The sequence below is a fragment of the Arthrobacter sp. ISL-28 genome, from assembly GCF_018613875.1.
Taxonomy (GTDB): Bacteria; Actinomycetota; Actinomycetes; order Actinomycetales; family Micrococcaceae; genus Arthrobacter.
This window is the reverse complement of the sequence record NZ_JAGGPJ010000006.1, coordinates 36095-53190: the sequence shown is the minus strand read 5'-3', so window position 1 is coordinate 53190 and position 17096 is coordinate 36095. Positions and strand designations below refer to the sequence as shown.

Sequence of the window (17096 nt, the reverse complement as noted above, 5' to 3'; positions counted from 1 at the left end):
CCGTCCAGATTTCATAACTGTCTGCGCCCTGTTAAGGAGTATCCATGGACGCTGCCGCCTCCAAGCAGGACGCCACTGCACGGCTGGCCGAGCGGCTCTTGGGAATGCGGGCCGACCGTGAAGTGATACCGGCCGATCCTCATCACTCGGTGCGCTGGCATGAACATGACTACCCCAGCGCGATCGCGCGGTGGAACTACCATCCCGAGTATGAGATCCACCTGATCAGGAAAGGGACCGGCAAGTTCATCGTCGGGGACCATATCGGGACGTTCGAGGCAGGCCATGTTGCGCTCATCGGATCGGGGCTGCCTCACGACTGGGTCAGCGACCTGGACCCCGGCGAGCTTATCGAGCGGCGCGACGCCGTTATTCAGTTCGACGGCAAATGGTTTCACCAGTGTGCTGCGCTGCTTCCGGAACTGGACGAGGCGAAGCAGCTACTTGAGGAGTCCGCCAGGGGTATCCAGTTCCTTGGGCAATCGGCGGCAAGAGCAGCGGAAACGATTGAGGCCATGGGCGCATCCCACGGCCTGGAACGGCTCCATCATCTGATTGGACTGTTCACAACCCTCGTCCGGGCCCCGGAACCGGAGCGACGGTACTTGGCGGATGAATGGTTCAGGCCGCAGCTGGACAGCCAAGCGGCTGCCGTCGTGGACATCGTGCTCGAATACGTCTTCACCAACCACGCCGGGGTTATCAGGATGTCTGAGGCCGCCGCTTTGGTCGGAATGACCGAGCCAACCTTTTCGAAATACTTTAAGCGGGCAACCGGACAGAATTTCAGCGATTTGGTCCGGAAGCTCCGTCTGGCGCATGCCCGCCGCCTCCTGGAACGCAGCGATATGGCGATTTCCACCATCTGCTACGAGGTGGGCTTCTCCAATCTTTCCAACTTCAACCGGCAGTTCCTCAACGAAACCGGAGCAACTCCGCGCGAGTACAGGTCGCGGGCGGCCAAGTAACCGTCCCGGCGGCACCCGTGCACCGTCACGGTCCGGGCAGGCGGTCGGCCCGTTGCGCAGCCTCGTGATGGTGCCTCCGGCCAGCCCTTTTCCTGCGCCTCGATCCGTCCGCCCCCGACTCGCCCTAAGGGACGTCCTCGCCCTTGTCCTCCCACATCACATCAAGATTGCGGAAGACGGGATCCCCATCACAGAGGGCAGCCATTTTCGCGGCGAATTCGGACGTCTCCGGCCGGCTGGAGTTTTCCATGGCCGAGTCGTACGAATCGAATTCCACGATAGTGAGGTAGGTTCCCGGACGGTCCCGGTCCGCGGTGGCCATGATGTGGCGGAACGTCGGCGGCGTGCTCCCTTCAGTCCTTGAAGGGCGGCCCAGTTCTTCAATCTCCTTGATGCGGGAGGTCTGGAATTCGATGATCTGAACAAACCCGGCCATGACGACTCCTTGACGGTGGTGGATGATGATGCCGATCACCGTAGACCGCGGTCCGCGCTCCCGCAATAGCCCGGCATGGAGGAGCGCGGATTCGTCCCGCGGTCCCAGCAGCTTTGGCCCCAGCAGCTGCAGGCCCTAGCGCATGCCCTCCCGACGGATGGCGGTGGCGATTGCCGCCGCCCTGGTCTCCACCCCGAGCTTGGCGTAGATGTGGGCCAGGTGTGTCTTGACCGTGGCCTCGGAGATGAAGAGCCGCTGGCCGAGTTCCCGGTTGCTGAGCCCCTCGGTCAGGAGGCTCAGTAACTCGGCCTCGCGCGGCGTCAGGACTTCGTCGGGGTTGCGCAGCTGCTGGAACAGCCGGGAGGCCACCGGGGCGCTCATCACGCTCTTGCCCTGAACGGCGCCACGGATTGCGGCGAAGATCTCCTCCGGGGCGGCGTCCTTGAGCAGGTAGCCCATGGCACCCGCGTCCACCGCCCGGACGATGTCGGCGTCGGAATCGTACGTCGTGAACACGAGGACCGCTTGCCTGCCGTTACGCTCGCGGATTCTCCGGATGGCCTCGATGCCGTCCATCCCGGCGCCCATGGCCAGGTCCATCACCACCACGGCAGGGGAATGTTCCTCCACCATCGCCAGGGCTTCTTCGCCCGATGCCGCCTCGGCCACGACTTGGATGTCCGGCTGGGTGCCCAGCAGGGCTTTCAGCCCGCTCCGGACCACGAAATGATCGTCCACGAGGAGTACGGTGATTGACCTCATGCATCCTCCTGACGGGCCCGCTGCACCGGGAGCTGAGCGGCCACGATGGTCCCATCGCCCGGTGCGCTTTCCACCGAGAATACGCCGCCCAGCTGCTCCACCCGCTGCCGCATGGCCCTCAGCCCGTATCCCCCCGAGTCCGACGGCGGTGCTGCCGCTTCGGGATCAAAGCCCGTGCCGTCGTCGTAAATATCCAGGGTGATGGCGTCCGGGAGGAAACCGAGCGTCACCGTTGCGGTCGTGGCGGACGCATGGAGTTGGATGTTCGCCGCCGCGCTCTGCACCACCCGCAAGAGGGCATGGCGGATGTCGGCCGGAACGGGCCGCGGCTCACCAGTGACCAGGAGCCGGGCCCCGGGGACGTACTGGGACGCCGCCTGCAGGACTGCCGTGGGAAGGGGCGAATTGTCGAGCCCGGGCGAGGCGAGTTCGTGGACGAGGCTGCGCGTCTCGGACAGGTTTCCGCGCAGCAGCTCGGTGGCCCGGTCGAGGTCCTCCCGGGATGAGGGGCACGGCCACGAGCGGTTCGCCGCCTCCAGGAGCAGCAGGCTGCTGGCCAGGCCCTGCGTTACAGTGTCGTGGATTTCGCGGGACACGCGCTCCCGTTCGGCGATGGTGCCCGCCCGGCGCTCGCTGGCCGCCAGCTGTCCCTCGGCCAGGGATACTTCAGCGTGGAGGCGGCGCTGCTCCGCGGCGTCGTGCTCGATGCGGTCATAGATCAGCGTCAGCATGACGCCGACGGCGAGCGGGCCGAGCAGCATGGCAAGGTCGGTGCCGTTGCTGAGCCGGAACAGGCCGACGGCGGTGGCGGCTGTCGTCGCGCCCGCCGCAGCATAGCCCACAGCACCCGTGAAGGCCGTGCGGCAGAGAAAGAAGAGCGCGAAGGAACACCAGGCGAAACTCGGCGCAGCGATGACCAGCACGGCCCACAGCCCCACGAGGACAAACATCCAGACAGCCCAGGGGCGCCGGCGCTGGGCAAGCACTGCGATGACGGTGTAGAGAATGCAGGCGGCTGCTGCCAGAGCCAGGACGAAGAGATTGTCCGCCGGGCTGTGGCGCATCACATAACGCACCGCCGAAGCCACCAACAGGACTGCGAATCCAAGGTGGACGGCGGCGTCGATCCTGCCGAGGGCGCCTGTTGTTGCTGCGTGGCCTGGCAGATTTTCGGGGGCGGTGGCCGGGGCGGGGCCGGTGGTTGGGGTAGGCATGGGATCCGGTTTCCGGTGGAGGGAGTGCTACCCACCATGCTATTGCCGGCGCCGTTGCTGGTCTCTCAGCCTTTTGGCTGATACGGCTGGCCTTATGGCGGAGCCAGGCCCCGCCGAAGGCCCGATGTGTGCCTTCCCGACTGACGGCACGATGGAAACGTACCCGACTCAGCCGCCGAGTTTCGGCTGAGGTCCAGCGCCATACAGGAGAACTGCCGTGAAGAAGTCCAACAAGGTTTTTGCCGCCGCCGCAGCCGGAGCACTCGTCCTCACGGCGGGTGCAACCGCCGCCGCCAACGCCGGGACAGCTGCGCCGGTGCCGGCCTCCGCCCCGGTTGAGGCGCCTGCTGTTGTACCGGTCGCGGATATTCAGCCGGTGGCCGACAGCGTCCTTTCGCAGAACAGGATCAGCATCGGCGCCTCAGCAAAGGCCGTGGGCGCAGCGCTTGCCAAATGCCAGGCGGACAAGCTGCCGTTCGTGAGCGTGGCCCTGGTGGACCGCTTCGGCACAGTCCAGGCCGTCCTCCGAGGAGATAACGCCGCCGAGCACACCATCGAATCCGCGAAGCAGAAGGCCTACACCGCTGCCGCCTTCGGGGTTCCGACGAGTGAACTCGCCAAGCGCATCACAGGCAGCGGCCCCAGCATCGCAGACCTGCCCGGCACGCTGTTCTTGCCTGGCGGGGTCCCGCTCAAGGTCAACGGCGTTTCCGTGGCCGGGATCGGCGTGGGCGGCGCACCTGACGGCAAGCTAGACGAAGCCTGCGCGGCCGCCGGTGCCGCTGCCATTTCGGGCGCTGCTGAGTAGGCTCGGCTTATGGCGCGGTTCAGGGCGCGGTTCAGGGCGCGGTTCAGGGCTTGCCTCAGGGCTGCCGACCGGCCAGGAGTCCTGCCGGCACACGCCCGGATGGTCGCCGCGAAGGCTGTGGTGGCCGCCGTGGTGGTGTCGGTGCTGGCGGGCTGTAGCCCGGGCGGCACGGGTGCCAGCTCCGTTTCTCCGGACGGCGGCTCAGGCCGTGGTTCTGACCTTGGGGCTTCCAGCACCGCCTCGGACAGCCCGGCAACGGACAGCCCGCCCACCATCGGACCCTCGGCGTCTGGCACATCGCGACCCGCCCAGCCCTTGCGGGCGAAGCCAAAGCCGCCATCCACGCGGGCATCGGCTGCCACGTCCCGGCCAGCCCTGTCACCCGAAGCGCAGGCGGAGCTCGACCAGCAGCTGATTCTTGCGGCCAAAGCCAACAATGCGCCGCTGGTCAAGCGGCTGATCCAAGCGGGCGGCAACGTCAACGCCAAGGACTCCATCCAGGATTCGGCATTCCTCTATGCGGGAGCGGAAGGTTTCAACGAGGTGCTTCGGCTGACCCTGGCCAATCGCGCGGACGTGTCCAGCACCAACCGTTTCGGCGGAACTGCGCTCATTCCGGCCAGCGAACACGGCCACGTGGAGACTGTCCGGATTCTCATCGCGGCCGGCGTCCCGGTCAACCACGTGAACAATCTCGGCTGGACCGCGATGCAGGAGGCAATCCTCCTTAATAAGGGCGGGCCGAGGCAACAGGAAGTGGTCCGGCTGCTTCTGGCTGCCGGCGCCGACCCCACCATCCGTGATCCAGAAGGCCGGACGGCCTTGGACAACGCGGAGCGGCTCGGCTTTGCCGAAATTGCCCGGCTGATACGGGTCCACGGCTGACAGGCGGCCGGGGTGTGCTGAACCGGCCCGGTTTTGGCCGCGCCGCCTGAGATAATGCGCCTGCCCGGTGGGGCGGGCGCATCAAAACTGGGCTGGTTCGGCAGCCGTCGGAGCTTTAGACGGCCTCAAGCACGCTCACGTAGTTGGCAATCCCTACGCCGCCCATGTTCTGAACCGCAGCGCGCCGGGGGGTGGCCAGCTGCATGTCGCCCGCGGTGCCGCTGAGCTGCATGGCAGCGATGACTTGCTGGGAAACGCCTGTCGCTCCGACCGGGTGGCCCTTGGCCTTGAGACCGCCGGAGACGTTGACAGGCAGCTTGCCGTCCTTGAACACCCAGCCTTCCTCGAGGGCGCGGGCGCCCTGGCCTGGCTCGGTCAGGCCCATGGCCTCGTACATGAGCAGCTCCGCGATGGTGAAGCAGTCGTGGACTTCGGCGAAGTCCAGGTCCTCCAGCCCCACACCGGCCATAGCCAGGGCACGCTGCCAGGAAGCCCGGGTGGCGGCGAAGGCGGTCGGGTCGCGTCGTTCTGCCGGGAAGAAGTCATTGGCATGGCCGAAACCTGCGAGCCGAACGGGAGCGGCGGCACCGGCTCCTGGCGACCTGGAGAGCACGACGGCTGCGGCGCCGTCGGACACGGGGGAGCAGTCGGTGCGGCGCAGCGGGTCGGCCACCATCGGGTTCTTGTCCGAGACCGTGCGGCAGAACTCCTCACCGAGGTCCTTGCGGAGCTGGGCGTAGGGATTGTCTACGCCGTTGCGGTGATTCTTGGCGGCGATGGTGCCCAGTACGTCGCCGAGGTTCCCGACTGCGGCACCGTAGCGCTTTTCGTAGTGCCTGGCGACGTCGGCGAAGAGCCCGGTGAAGCCTGTAGTGGAGGTCTGGCCGGCCATGTCGTAGTCCGCCCCCAGCAGTGCCGCGCCCACGACGTCGGCTCCGGCCTGCGTCATCTTCTCGGCGCCGATCACGAGTACTGTTTTCGCAGTCCCCGCCAGCAGCGATTTGGTGCCCTGCTGGAAGGCCGCCGATCCCGAGGCGCACGCGTTCTCCACCCGTGTGGCGGGCACGTTGGCCAGTTCCGGTGAGACCTGCAGGGCCAGTGAGGACGGGAAGGCCAGCGGCATCATGCCGGAGTTGAACTGGCCGAAGTAGATTTCGTCGATCTGGGCAGGCTCGATGCCGGCGTTGGAGATGGCTTCGGTGGCGACCTGGACGATCAGTGATTCAAGTGTTTCGTCGGTGAGTTTGCCGAAGCGGCTGTGGCCCCACCCGGTGAGTAGGACGTCTTTGCCGAACTGTTCTTTCAGGCTCATGCTGTAGCTCCTTGCAGGGCAGGGGTGGTGTTTCCAAGTGCAATGGTGAACTCCGCCTCGGTCCTTTCCTGGATCTCCTCCACGGTGACCCCGGGCGCGAGGCGCGTGAGTGTGAGCTGCCGCCCGCCGTCTGTTTCTTGTTCGTGCCTCACCAGGTCAAAAACCGCGAGGTCGCTGATGATCCGATCCACCACGCGGAGGCCGGTGAGCGGAAGGGTGCATTCCTTGACGATCTTGGCGGTGCCGTCCTTGGCGTTGTGCTCGGTCAGAACCACGACCCGCGGGGTCCCGGCGACGAGGTCCATGGCCCCGCCCATGCCCTTGACCATCTTGCCGGGGATGGTCCAGTTGGCGAGGTCGCCGGCGCCGGAGACCTGCATGGCGCCCAGGATGGCAACCTTCACGTGGCCGCCGCGGATCATGCCGAAGGAGATGGCGGAGTCGAAGATGCTGCCGCCGGGGAGGACCGTTACGGTCTGTTTGCCGGCGTTGATGAGGTCGGCGTCTTCCTCGCCCTCGAACGGAAACGGGCCCATGCCGAGGAGTCCGTTCTCGCTCTGCAGGACGACGCGGACGCCGTCGGGCAGGTTGTTGGCGACGAGCGTGGGGATGCCGATGCCCAGGTTCACGTAGTCGCCGTCGTTCAGTTCCTCGGCCGCGATGGCAGCCATTTCATCCCTGGTCCAGGCCATGGGGTTCTCCTAGGTGGTCGAGTGGGGGCTTAAGTGTTCGTTCGCGCTGAAGGATTCGCGCTGAAGGAATGGTTAGGCGGGGACGGGCTCCGGCCGTGGTCGGACGGTCCGCTGCTCGATGTCCTTGGCCCTGCCGCTGGCCCGGACAAGGTGCTGGACGTACACGCCGGGCGTGACGATGTGGTTGGGGTCCAGCATGCCGGGCTCCACAATCACCTCTGCCTCGGCGACGGTCACGGCTCCCGCGGTGGCCACGACCGGGTTGAAGTTCCGGGCGGTGTAGCGGTAGATCAGGTTGCCGTCGGTGTCTGCGGTGTGCGCGTGGACGAGCGCGACGTCGGCGCGGATGGCGCGCTCCTGCACGTACGTTTCGCCGTCGAACTCCGCGAGCGGCTTGCCTTCTGCAACAAGTGTGCCCACGCCGGTCTTGGTGTAGAACGCCGGAATGCCGGCGCCGCCGGCGCGGAGGCGTTCGGCGAGGGTGCCCTGCGGCGTGAACTCCACCTCGAGCAGCCCGGCCAGGTACTGCTCGGCGAACAGTTTGTTCTCGCCCACATAGGATGCGATCACTTTCTGCACTTGGCCGGCTTCGATCAGGATGCCGAGGCCTTTGCCGTCCACGCCCATGTTGTTGGACACCACTGTCAAGCCGCGCACGCCGGAATCCCGCACGGCCTCGATCAGGTCGGCAGGGATGCCGCTCAGGCCAAAACCGCCGACGGCGAGAGTCATGCCGTCCTGCAGCACACCGTGAAGGGTGTCGGCAGCGCCGGATTTCAGTTTGGACATCGCATCTCCTCGTTGAGCTGTGGGTTGTCTGCTGTCTGCTATCCACTTTGTGGACCTAGTTGCTGAGGTAAGAGCGTACGGGGGCTGGAATAAGGCTGTCAATGACGATTATTGGGCAATATCATGCCGGTTTTACAGTGTGGACGGTAGGCTTAGTAGTATCCACAATATGGATGATTGAGGAGAAAAATGAGCCAGATGCCCGTCCAGGGAGCCCAGGTGGTCAGCCGCGTAGCGGGACTGTTACGCATTGTGGGCCGCCGGCCCGAGGGAAGTTCCCTCGTGGAGCTGGTGCGTGAATCCGGGCTCACCCGGCCCACGGTCCACCGGCTCCTCACCTCCCTCGCTGCGGAAGGACTCCTGGACCATGACGCCAAGACCGGCAAGTGGGTCCTTGGCCCGGAGATTCTGCTGATGGGATCGGTGGCCTCGGCGCGCTTCCCTTTGGAGGATATCGCCAGGCCCAGCCTGCGCCGGCTTGCCGAGGAAACCGGCGAAAGCGCCTTCTTCTCCATCCGCAGGGGAGCCGAGACCGTCTGCCTGCTGCGCGAGGAAGGCAGCTTTCCGGTGCGCTCGTTCGTGCTGCATGAGGGCGTCAGGTTTCCGCTGGGCGTAGCCTCGGCCGGCACCGCCATCATGGCGTTCCTGCCGGAGGCTGAACAGGAGCAGATCCTGGCCGACTGGCCAGCCCACGCCGGCACGTTTGCGCAGGGCCATACTGAAGCCGTGGTCCGGGCCAACCTGCAACGGACCCGTGAGACGGGGTACTCGGTCAATCCCGGGCTGGTGCTGGAAGGCAGCTGGGGGATGGGGGCTGCAGTGTTCGATCCGGCCGGACGCCCGGCCTGGGCTTTGTCCCTGACTGGCATTGAGCCGCGCTTCCGCGAAGACCGGCAGGAGTTCCTGGGCAGGCTCCTGATGGAGGAGGCCCACCGCATCACCCTGCAGCTGGGTGCCGCATAAACGTGCCTGGCTGTTGTGGTCCACAGGGCCCCTGCCTACTCTTGCAGTAAACCGCCGGACACAATCCAAGGAGCCATGGCCATGAGCACCAGGATCTACTTCGAGGAATACGGCAGCCCGCAGGTCCTGAAGGTGGGAACGCAAGAACTGCCCGAGGCCGCGGAGGGGCAGGTCCGGGTGGAATTCCGGGCGGTCAGCGTCAATCCCATGGACTGGAAGCTCGTGGCCGGACACCTGAGACAGTGGGTTCCGCTCGACCTTCCGGTCGTGCCAGGCAGCGAGGCGGCAGGGGTGATCACGGAGGTAGGTCCGGATTTCGAAGGATTTGCCGTAGGTGATGAAGTCATCTGGAGCGGCTTCCTTGGCGGGTACCGCACCGAGGCCTTGGTGCCGGCGGAGGAACTGACACCCCTGCCGGTGGGCGTCGACTTCGAACAGGCAGCCTGCATTCCGGTGGCCGGCGGCACCGCGTACTCGGCCCTCAAGCAGCTTGACGTCAGCGAGGGGGACACCGTCCTGATCCACGGCGCAGCGGGCGGCGTGGGATCAGCCGCGGTCCAGATCGCCCAGGTCTTCGGAGCCCAGGTTATTGGCACGGCCTCCGAGCCAAACCATGAGTTCCTGAGCCAACTGGGGGCCCTCCCCGTCATGTATGGTGCCGGGCTGGTGGAACGGGTGCAGGCCCAGGGCAAGGTGACGGCCGTCTTCGACACAGCGGGCACGGAAGAGTCGGTCGCGGCGACACTGGAACTCCTCGAGGATCTTGGCAGGGCAGTCATCACGGTGCCAGGGCAGCAGTCAAAGGAAGCCGGGATCAGCGCCGTCCGGCAGATGGAGGGGCGCGTCGCGGACGTCGCGACATTGGCTGCCGAAGGCCAGATCACCTTCACCATTTCCCACCGGATGCCGCTGGTCGAAGCCGCCGATGCCCTCGAGATCAGCCGCTCAGGCCACACCCGGGGCAAGATCGTGCTGCTGCCCTAGGAATCCTGCGGGCGCATCGCCGTCTGCACCCGCTGAACCTCCCGCCCCCGCCGCCTATACGGGCCATTTCGACACGGACACGCCGGGCGCAAGGCATCGGATGCCCGGGCGGGCGCTCAATGTGGCCCACGACGGCGGCCTGCAGCTAAGTGCGACGGTCGCCGCTACTTCCACCACGTATCGAAGATGGTGACGGGAACGGTGCGCTTGTGCCGGGTGCGGAGGTACTTTTCCTCGATGAGGGCTGCCGCACTTTCGGGGATTTCGCGGCCCTCGAGGTAGTCGTCGATCTGGTCGTAGCTCACGCCGAGTTCGTCCTCGTCCGTGCGGCCCGGCCTGTCATCGAGGAGATCGGCCGTGGGGATCTTCTCCCAGACCCGGGCGGGCGCACCGAGTTCGGCGAGCAGTGCACGGTTCTGGCGCTTGTTCAGGCCGAAGAGCGGAAGGATGTCCGCGCCGCCGTCGCCATACTTGGTGAAGAAGCCGGTCACGGACTCGGCGCCGTGGTCCGTGCCGATCACAAGGTAGTTGTGCTCCCCGGCCAGGGCGTACTGGGCAATCATGCGGGTCCGTGCCTTGGTGTTGCCTTTGTGGAAGTCTGAGATCTCAGCCCCGACGGTCTTTGCGAACTCGTCTTCGAAGCCGTCCACAGCCGCCGAGATGTTGAACGTCCATTCCCTGGTGGCCCGGATGAAGTCCAGGGCGGCCTGGGCGTCGTCTTCGTCGTGCTGCACGCCGTAGGGGAGGCGGAGTGCCACAAAGCTGGCGTCCGTGCCCTCGGCCTGAAGCTCCTCGACAGCGAGCTGGGCGAGGCGGCCGGCCAGCGATGAGTCAAGGCCTCCGGAAATGCCCAGGACAAAGCCGTGGGTCCGCGTAGCCCTGAGGTACTCCTTCAGGAAATCTACGCGTTTGCGCACCTCCTCTGCAGGGTCGATCCGGGGCTGTACGCCCATTTCCTTGATGATCTTGGCCTGGAGTTCGCGCATGTGCCCCAGCCTAGTCAGCGGGGTCGGGAACACTCAACTGACATTGCCGCGCCGGGCGGAATGCGTCGCGTATCAGCTACGGAACGCGGACCGGGCCGGTGGATCCGCGGATCGTGAGGTGGGTGGGCATAACGGCAAGTCGCCGGGTGGGGCCACCCTGCAGCGGATTGAGTTGGGCCAGCAGCATGGAGACAGCCACACGTCCTGCCTGCTCGATCGGGGAGGCGATGGTGCTGAGCGGCGGATTGCAGAAGTCCGCACCGAAGATGTCATCGCACCCAAGGATGCTCATGTCCTCCGGCACGCGAACGCCCCGCTCCCGCAACCGCTGAAGCATGCCGATGGCCAGGAGGTCGTTAAAGACTATGCATGCCGTGGCGCCCGTGTGGGCAGCGGCATCCGCGGCCGCGGCCCCGGAGGTGGTCTTTGGGGCAAACGGACCCACCCGGAAGGTGGTCATCCCGCGTTCCCGGGTTTCGTCCTCGAAGGACTTCCAGCGCTTGGCATTCGACCACGAGCTCGCCGGCCCCCCGACGAAGCAAACCTTCGAATGCCCCAACGAGGCCAGATGCTCAAGCGACTGAACAATGGCGGTCGGCGTGTCAATGACCACGGTGGGGGCATTCGCGGAGGCCCGGTTTATGGTCACGATGGGGTGGGCTGCCGCAGACTCCGCCAGCTGGACATCCGTGAGACGGGAGGCAGCCAGGATGAAGCCGTCGGCCGAGCGCCGCATTTTGTGCAGGGCCTCTCCCTCCATCTCTGCCGATTCTTCTGTGTCCACGAGCAGCTGTGTGTAGCCAGCTGCCTTCAGCTGGTGCTGGGTGCCCCGGGTGATATCGAAATAGAACGGGTTGGTGATGTCCGGGACCAGAACGGCAATGGCCTGCGTCCGGCCGGAGCTCAGGCCCCGCGCCTGCGAACTCGGAACGTACTTCAGCTGGGCCGCGACCTGTTGGATCCGCTCGCGCGTCATCCGGTTGACCCTGTCCGGATTGGACAACGCCCTGGAAACCGTGGATGTGGCAACTCCCGCCAACTCAGCCACATCACGGATAGTCGGTGTCCTGTCCGGGGACGGGAGTTCCACGCCTGTCATTGGCCCAGCCGCAGGGGCTGAGCTGCTACTTAGTTGGAATGAGCCGGGACAGGCGTAGCGTTGTTCCATGGAGACAACGGGATGCGTCGTGGTTGGCGGCGGTCCGGCGGGCATGATGCTGGGCCTCCTGCTGGCGAGGGCCGGAGTGAAGGTCACCGTCCTTGAAAAGCACGGCGACTTCCTGCGCGATTTCCGTGGCGACACGGTCCATGCCTCGACCATCCGGCTCATCGACGAACTTGGACTGGGTGATGAGTTCCGGGAGCTCCCGCAGAGCCGGCTGGGGAGCGTCGCGTTCCCGGCGCCCGGCGGCGGCATGATCACGCTGGGTGATTTTTCCGGCCTGAAGCCGCCCTACAACTACATTGCCATGATGCCGCAGTGGGACTTCCTGAATTTCCTGGCCCGCACCGCCGCCGAGGAGCCCTCGTTCACGCTCCTGATGGAACACAAGGCGACGTCGTTGATGTACGACGGCGGCCGGGTCACCGGCGTGCGCTACCGGACCACAGCGGGATCCGAGGGGGCGATCCGGGCAGATCTTGTGGTGGCGACCGACGGCCGGCATTCGCTGCTCCGGCAAGCCGCAGGGCTCAAATCCAAGGAATTCCCGGTGCCCTTCGATACTTGGTGGTTCCGACTGCCGCGCTACGCGTCCGAGCAGGGTGAGGTGGCCGGCATCGTTCCCGCGTTTGGGGACGGCGACGCCGTGATCGCCTTGTTCCGGGACGATTACTACCAAATGGGCTACTTCGCCCCCAAGGGCGCAGGCCAGCGTATCCGCAGCGAGGGAGTGGAACGGTTCCGGGAACGGATTGCAGCGCTCCGGCCGGACCTGGCCGACCGCGTCGACGCTGTCCGGTCGCTGGAGGACCTCCATTGGCTGGACGTCCGGCTGGACAGGCTGCGGCGCTGGTACGTGGACGGACTGCTGTGCATCGGCGACGCCGCACACGCTATGTCGCCCGCCGGAGGCGTAGGCATCAACCTCGCCATCCAGGACGCCGTCGCAGCGGCGGCCCGGCTCGCGCCCGCGCTGCTGCACGGCAATGTCACCGTGCAGGACCTTGCCGCCGTCCAGCGACGCCGGATGCCGCCCACCGTCATCATCCAGACCGTCCAGCGGGGCATGCACCGGGCCGTGTTCGTCCCCCTGTTCAGCGGAAGGCGGTCCGGCGCGCCTCCCTTCATGCAGTTCGTCGGGCGGCATTTCCCGGCCATGCGGCGCGTTCTGCCTCGGCTCATTGCCATCGGACCCAGGCCTGAGCACGCCCCGGCGTTCGCCCGCCGGGAGGCGCGGCGGCCCACTGTCTAGGCGGTCTGACACAAACCGGCCAGCCACTAAACTGGAACCCATGACTCCCACGCCTGACGCCGCTGCTGCCCGTGCCCGCCTGCTTGAGCTGATCAAGGAACTCGCCGTGGTCCGCGGCAAGGTCATCCTGTCCAGCGGCGCCGAGGCCGATTACTACATCGACCTGCGCCGGATCACCCTCCACCACGAGGCTTCCAGGCTGGTCGGCCAAGTCATGCTTTCCCTCATTGACGACGCCGGTATCGACTTTGAGTGTGCAGGCGGACTGACCATGGGGGCCGACCCCGTCGGAACGGCCGTCATGCACGCCGCCAGCGACGCCGGCCGCACTGTCGACGCGTTCGTCGTCCGCAAGGCACAGAAGTCCTACGGCATGGGCCGCCAGGTCGAGGGCCCGTCCGTTGAGGGCCGCAAGGTCCTGGTGCTGGAGGACACCTCCACTACGGGCGGCTCGGCACTGACCGCCGTCGAGGGTGTCCGGAAGGCCGGGGGCAACGTGGTGGCCGTCGCGGTGATCGTTGACCGCGACACCGGGGCCAAGGAAAAGATCGAAGCGGAAACGGGCGTTCCGTATCTGTTCGCCTTCGGAAAGGACGAGCTCGGCCTGAGCTGAACAGGTGCTCTTGTGGACGGCGATTGCCGGGTGACCTAGTATTTCCGTACCCCGCATCCGTTTCCCCATTTGGAGCACCCGCCCATGCCGACGCCTGATCCAGCCATGACCAGCACCGGTCGAGCCCTCAACAGCGCTGAACAGATCCAGAACCTCATTCTGGAGAGTGCGGACTTTGAGGCCTTCCTTAACGAGCTCGCCCGGTACTCCGCCCACCAGGTGGCAGGCGACGGCGACGATGCCCTGTGCGGGATAACGCTCCTGCGGGACCGCAAGGCCGCCACCATCGGGTGGAGCAGCGACTCGGCCCGTGAAGTCGATGAAATCCAGTACTCGCTGTCCCAGGGGCCCTGCCTCACCGCCGCGGAAGAGGAACGCGAGATCCATGTTCCGGACCTCTTCGAAGAGGACCGCTGGGGCCCCGATTACGCCGACGCCGTCGCCGCACACGGACTGCGGTCGGTGCTGTCGCTGCCGTTCAACCTGCAGGGTGATGCGAAGGCCGCGCTGAACCTCTATTCGGATGTCCCGTACAAGTTCGATGAAAAGGCGGCGGCACGCGCGAGGGGCTATACGCGGGAAATCTCGCAGGCCCTGCGTCTGGCCGTCAGGTTTTCCCTGCACACGGACAGCGCCACCAACCTTCGCGCCACGCTGGAATCACGGACCATCATCGATATTGCCGTGGGAATTGTCATGGCACAGAACCGGTGCGGCCAGGAGGCTGCCGTCCGGATTCTCAGGGACGCGTCCAGCAACAGCAACATCAAGCTAAGGGACATCGCCAAGTCGCTGGTGGATTCGGTGGGCGGCACTGGCACCCGGACCCACTTCGAAGAGCCGGGGCCAGTGCAAGACCGCAGACAGGGCCAAAGCCAAGCCGGGTGATCCGTCCCGCGCTTGTGTGGATGGCTGGCGCGGGCTACGCTGGCCAAGGTTGAGCCGTCGGCCATAGACACCCTTTTTTGGAGTACCTATGGACAACCAGCTCGACTTCCCCGTTAATATCGACGACTCCGTCGGCGGCCTCCAGATCGATAGCCGCGGGAGCCTCACCCAGGATTCCTGCCCAGACTTCACTGCGCTCCTGTATCCCGCGCAGCTGACCGCAGCCCTCGGAACTGCAGGGGTCCGCCCGCTGTCCAACTACTCCTCCGAGGAGCTGCTCGCGGCCAGCAACTCCCTCTTCGAACTGCTGGACGACCCCGCCGGCCACTTCGGCACCGAACTGCTAGCCCAATACGATGCCATCTGCGGGGAGCTTGACCGGCGTGAGGTCTCCGGAACAACGGCGAAGCACGCCGCGGGCAGCTGACCGCACCGCGGCATCAAGGAATTGCCCCAGGCCGAGGAACTGTGCCTAGGGTAGATGAGTGCCGTATGAAGGATCCGCAGGTCCGGAGCAGCGGCCGGGTACGGAAGCGACCCGGCTACTCCGGCACGCCTCCGAGCTGAAGCAGTTCTCCCGGCGGGCCTTCCTCACCGGTGCCGGGTCGGCTTCGGTCCTGGCCACCGACATGCTGCTGACGCAGCAGATCCAGGCCGAGCGCCGGGTCCACAAGATCCTGGCGGTTGAGGACGATTTTGCCCAGCGCTACTTCCCGAATGCCAGTTGGTTTCTGTTCCCGGGCTACAAGACCAGCTGGGAAGAAGCCCAGTGGATTCTGAACTCGCTGCGCGGAACCCTCCGGGAGCGCGGCCAGCTGGCGGCGGTCGGCTACTCGAACCTGGGGCTGGACATCGACCAACTGGTCATCGCGGTGATCGAACATGTCCGTGCCAGGAACCTGACCACACTCTACTTCTACGGCCACAGTTTCGGCGGCATGGTGGCAACACAGGTGGCAGCCCGGCTTCTCGAACTGCACGGCGTCGAGGTGGAGTTCATCGTGCTGGACTCCAGCCCGTACAGCAAATTCGACGTCCTGGACCAGAGCTGGTTCGACGGGGTGGTGTTCCTTTACGAGCGCGGGTTCCGGGTGCCGTCGGTCCTGCGGGGAGGCTACGAACTGGGGGAGCGGGTGGTGCACAAAAACGAGCGCACCTGGCGGCAGATCCTGGACCAGACGCTTGAACAGCTGACTCCCATCGCGCCGTCCAGCATCCTCATCCAGTCAGAGTCCGCCTACATTTACCACTTCGACGCCACGCGGTTCGCCGGCCGGATCGGGGATGCCCGCATGGCCTATATCGGGAATCCCAGGGACCAGACCGTCAATTACGAGACGGCACACCAGTCCTGGGCACGGACGTTCGCTGCGAACATGGCCTCGTCGGACCTCAAGACGGAAGGTGCCCTTCCCGCGCACGCCAGCCCGGGCTGGAACCCGTTCGTCTACCGGCCCATCCTGGCCAGGCTGCAGGATGAAATCTTCCCGCTGCCCGGGGGCGGCGGGAAGATGACTCCGTACTAGCCGGGCGTCAGATCTGGCTCTTGAGGTCCGCGACGGAATCCAGGACCTGGTTGGGCCGGAAGGGGTAGGAAGCGATTTCGTGGCGCTGAGTGATGCCGCTGAGCACCAGCACCGTGTGCAGGCCGGCTTCCATGCCCGCAATGATGTCTGTGTCCATCCGATCACCGATCATGGCGGTGGTCTCCGAATGGGCGTCGATCTGATTCATGGCGGAGCGGAACATCATCGGGTTCGGCTTGCCCACAATGTACGGCTCCCGGCCGGTGGCTTTCGTGATCAACGCGGCGATGGCTCCCGTGGCCGGCATGGGTCCATCCTTGGACGGACCCGTGGCATCCGGGTTGGTGGCGATGAAGCGCGCCCCGGCCAGGATCAGGCGGATCGCCATGGTGATCGCCTCGAAGGAGTAGGTACGGGTTTCGCCGAGCACCACAAAGTCCGGGTTCTGGTCGGTGAGGATGAAGCCTGCCTCGTGTAGCGCCGTCGTGAGTCCTGCTTCGCCGATCGTGTAGGCGCGGTTGCCGGAGTCGGAGCCGTGCACCTGGTCCTTGAGGAACTGTGCCGTGGCCAGCGCCGACGTCCAGATGTTTTCTTCCGGGATCTCGAGGCCCGAGGCGCGCAGCCTGGCGGCCAGGTCCCGGGGCGTGAAGATGGAGTTGTTGGTCAGCACCAGGAAGCGCCTGGATGTGTCCACCCACCGCTGGATCAGCTCAGCGGCGCCGGGGACAGCGTGGTTCTCATGCACCAGGACGCCGTCCATGTCGGTCAGCCAGCACTCGATTTCCTGGCCGCTCCGGTAGACCGCTGCCGATTCCTTTACCTGGTCCGCTTTTGCCATGTCGTTCCTCCGCCGGTG

19 protein-coding genes are annotated in these 17096 nt (G+C 65.8%); 10 read left to right on the top strand and 9 right to left on the bottom strand.

Annotation, left to right across the window (positions count from 1 at the left end; translation table 11 throughout):
* Positions 1-44 precede the first annotated feature (44 nt).
* On the top strand, positions 45-968 hold the full coding sequence (locus tag J7E80_RS04200) for an AraC family transcriptional regulator (RefSeq protein WP_215050232.1): 924 nt from the start codon (positions 45-47) through the stop codon (positions 966-968).
* A 124-nt stretch (positions 969-1092) separates the two neighbouring features.
* Here the strand turns inward: J7E80_RS04200 and J7E80_RS04195 are convergent, their stop codons facing one another.
* The 3 genes from J7E80_RS04195 to J7E80_RS04185 form a co-directional block, all read right to left on the bottom strand.
* The gene (locus J7E80_RS04195) at positions 1093-1404 is read right to left on the bottom strand and encodes a hypothetical protein (protein ID WP_215050231.1); all 312 of its coding nucleotides are present in this window, start codon (positions 1402-1404) and stop codon (positions 1093-1095) included.
* 135 nt (positions 1405-1539) lie between these two features.
* Entirely contained in the window at positions 1540-2166 is a 627-nt protein-coding gene (locus J7E80_RS04190; RefSeq protein ID WP_215050230.1) for a response regulator transcription factor, read from the bottom strand.
* Complete coding sequence (locus tag J7E80_RS04185; RefSeq protein WP_215050229.1) at positions 2163-3380, bottom strand: sensor histidine kinase; 1218 nt, start codon at positions 3378-3380, stop codon at positions 2163-2165. Before J7E80_RS04185 ends, J7E80_RS04190 begins: the two co-directional genes overlap by 4 nt.
* A gap of 217 nt (positions 3381-3597) precedes the next feature.
* Here J7E80_RS04185 and J7E80_RS04180 point away from each other — a divergent pair, with 217 nt between their 5' ends.
* Positions 3598-4188 (top strand): heme-binding protein, encoded by a 591-nt coding sequence (locus J7E80_RS04180; RefSeq protein ID WP_215050228.1) that lies wholly within the window; start codon positions 3598-3600, stop codon positions 4186-4188.
* Between the two features lie 9 nt (positions 4189-4197).
* Positions 4198-5073 carry an ankyrin repeat domain-containing protein gene (locus tag J7E80_RS04175; protein ID WP_251036442.1) on the top strand — a complete coding sequence of 292 codons (876 nt, stop codon included), beginning with the start codon at positions 4198-4200 and terminating at the stop codon, positions 5071-5073.
* Positions 5074-5188: 115 nt separating this feature from the next.
* Here the strand turns inward: J7E80_RS04175 and J7E80_RS04170 are convergent, their stop codons facing one another.
* The 3 genes from J7E80_RS04170 to J7E80_RS04160 form a co-directional block, all read right to left on the bottom strand.
* Complete coding sequence (locus J7E80_RS04170) at positions 5189-6385, bottom strand: acetyl-CoA acetyltransferase (RefSeq protein ID WP_215050227.1); 1197 nt, start codon at positions 6383-6385, stop codon at positions 5189-5191.
* Positions 6382-7077 (bottom strand): CoA transferase subunit B, encoded by a 696-nt coding sequence (locus tag J7E80_RS04165; RefSeq protein WP_215050226.1) that lies wholly within the window; start codon positions 7075-7077, stop codon positions 6382-6384. Before J7E80_RS04165 ends, J7E80_RS04170 begins: the two co-directional genes overlap by 4 nt.
* A 72-nt stretch (positions 7078-7149) precedes the next feature.
* Positions 7150-7866, bottom strand: a complete 717-nt coding sequence (locus tag J7E80_RS04160; protein ID WP_215050225.1) for a CoA transferase subunit A — start codon at positions 7864-7866, stop codon at positions 7150-7152.
* A 189-nt stretch (positions 7867-8055) separates the two neighbouring features.
* Between J7E80_RS04160 and J7E80_RS04155 the strand changes: the two genes are divergently transcribed.
* Both J7E80_RS04155 and J7E80_RS04150 read left to right on the top strand, forming a co-directional pair.
* Entirely contained in the window at positions 8056-8829 is a 774-nt protein-coding gene (locus tag J7E80_RS04155; RefSeq protein ID WP_215050224.1) for an IclR family transcriptional regulator, read from the top strand.
* Positions 8830-8910: 81 nt separating this feature from the next.
* Entirely contained in the window at positions 8911-9813 is a 903-nt protein-coding gene (locus J7E80_RS04150) for an NADP-dependent oxidoreductase (protein WP_215050223.1), read from the top strand.
* 164 nt (positions 9814-9977) lie between these two features.
* Here J7E80_RS04150 and nadE read toward each other — a convergent pair whose 3' ends face one another.
* Both nadE and J7E80_RS04140 read right to left on the bottom strand, forming a co-directional pair.
* Positions 9978-10799 carry an ammonia-dependent NAD(+) synthetase gene (gene nadE / locus J7E80_RS04145; protein ID WP_215050222.1) on the bottom strand — a complete coding sequence of 274 codons (822 nt, stop codon included), beginning with the start codon at positions 10797-10799 and terminating at the stop codon, positions 9978-9980.
* Positions 10800-10875: 76 nt separating this feature from the next.
* A complete protein-coding gene (locus tag J7E80_RS04140; RefSeq protein WP_215050221.1) occupies positions 10876-11898 on the bottom strand; it encodes a LacI family DNA-binding transcriptional regulator in 1023 nt (340 codons plus the stop codon).
* Positions 11899-11965: 67 nt separating this feature from the next.
* Here J7E80_RS04140 and J7E80_RS04135 point away from each other — a divergent pair, with 67 nt between their 5' ends.
* From J7E80_RS04135 to J7E80_RS04115, 5 genes are all read left to right on the top strand, one after another.
* Positions 11966-13213 carry an FAD-dependent oxidoreductase gene (locus J7E80_RS04135; RefSeq protein ID WP_215050220.1) on the top strand — a complete coding sequence of 416 codons (1248 nt, stop codon included), beginning with the start codon at positions 11966-11968 and terminating at the stop codon, positions 13211-13213.
* Between the two features lie 40 nt (positions 13214-13253).
* The gene (pyrE, locus tag J7E80_RS04130) at positions 13254-13826 is read left to right on the top strand and encodes an orotate phosphoribosyltransferase (RefSeq protein ID WP_215050219.1); all 573 of its coding nucleotides are present in this window, start codon (positions 13254-13256) and stop codon (positions 13824-13826) included.
* Positions 13827-13931: 105 nt separating this feature from the next.
* Positions 13932-14714 carry a GAF and ANTAR domain-containing protein gene (locus J7E80_RS04125; protein ID WP_215050218.1) on the top strand — a complete coding sequence of 261 codons (783 nt, stop codon included), beginning with the start codon at positions 13932-13934 and terminating at the stop codon, positions 14712-14714.
* 88 nt (positions 14715-14802) lie between these two features.
* Complete coding sequence (locus tag J7E80_RS04120; RefSeq protein WP_215050217.1) at positions 14803-15141, top strand: hypothetical protein; 339 nt, start codon at positions 14803-14805, stop codon at positions 15139-15141.
* Positions 15142-15199: 58 nt separating this feature from the next.
* Positions 15200-16240, top strand: coding sequence for a thioesterase domain-containing protein (locus J7E80_RS04115; RefSeq protein ID WP_215050216.1), 1041 nt, complete (start codon positions 15200-15202; stop codon positions 16238-16240).
* Between the two features lie 7 nt (positions 16241-16247).
* On the opposite strand, the gene J7E80_RS04110 is transcribed toward J7E80_RS04115, so the two are convergent.
* Positions 16248-17078, bottom strand: coding sequence for an HAD-IIA family hydrolase (locus J7E80_RS04110; RefSeq protein WP_215050215.1), 831 nt, complete (start codon positions 17076-17078; stop codon positions 16248-16250).
* Positions 17079-17096 lie beyond the last annotated feature (18 nt).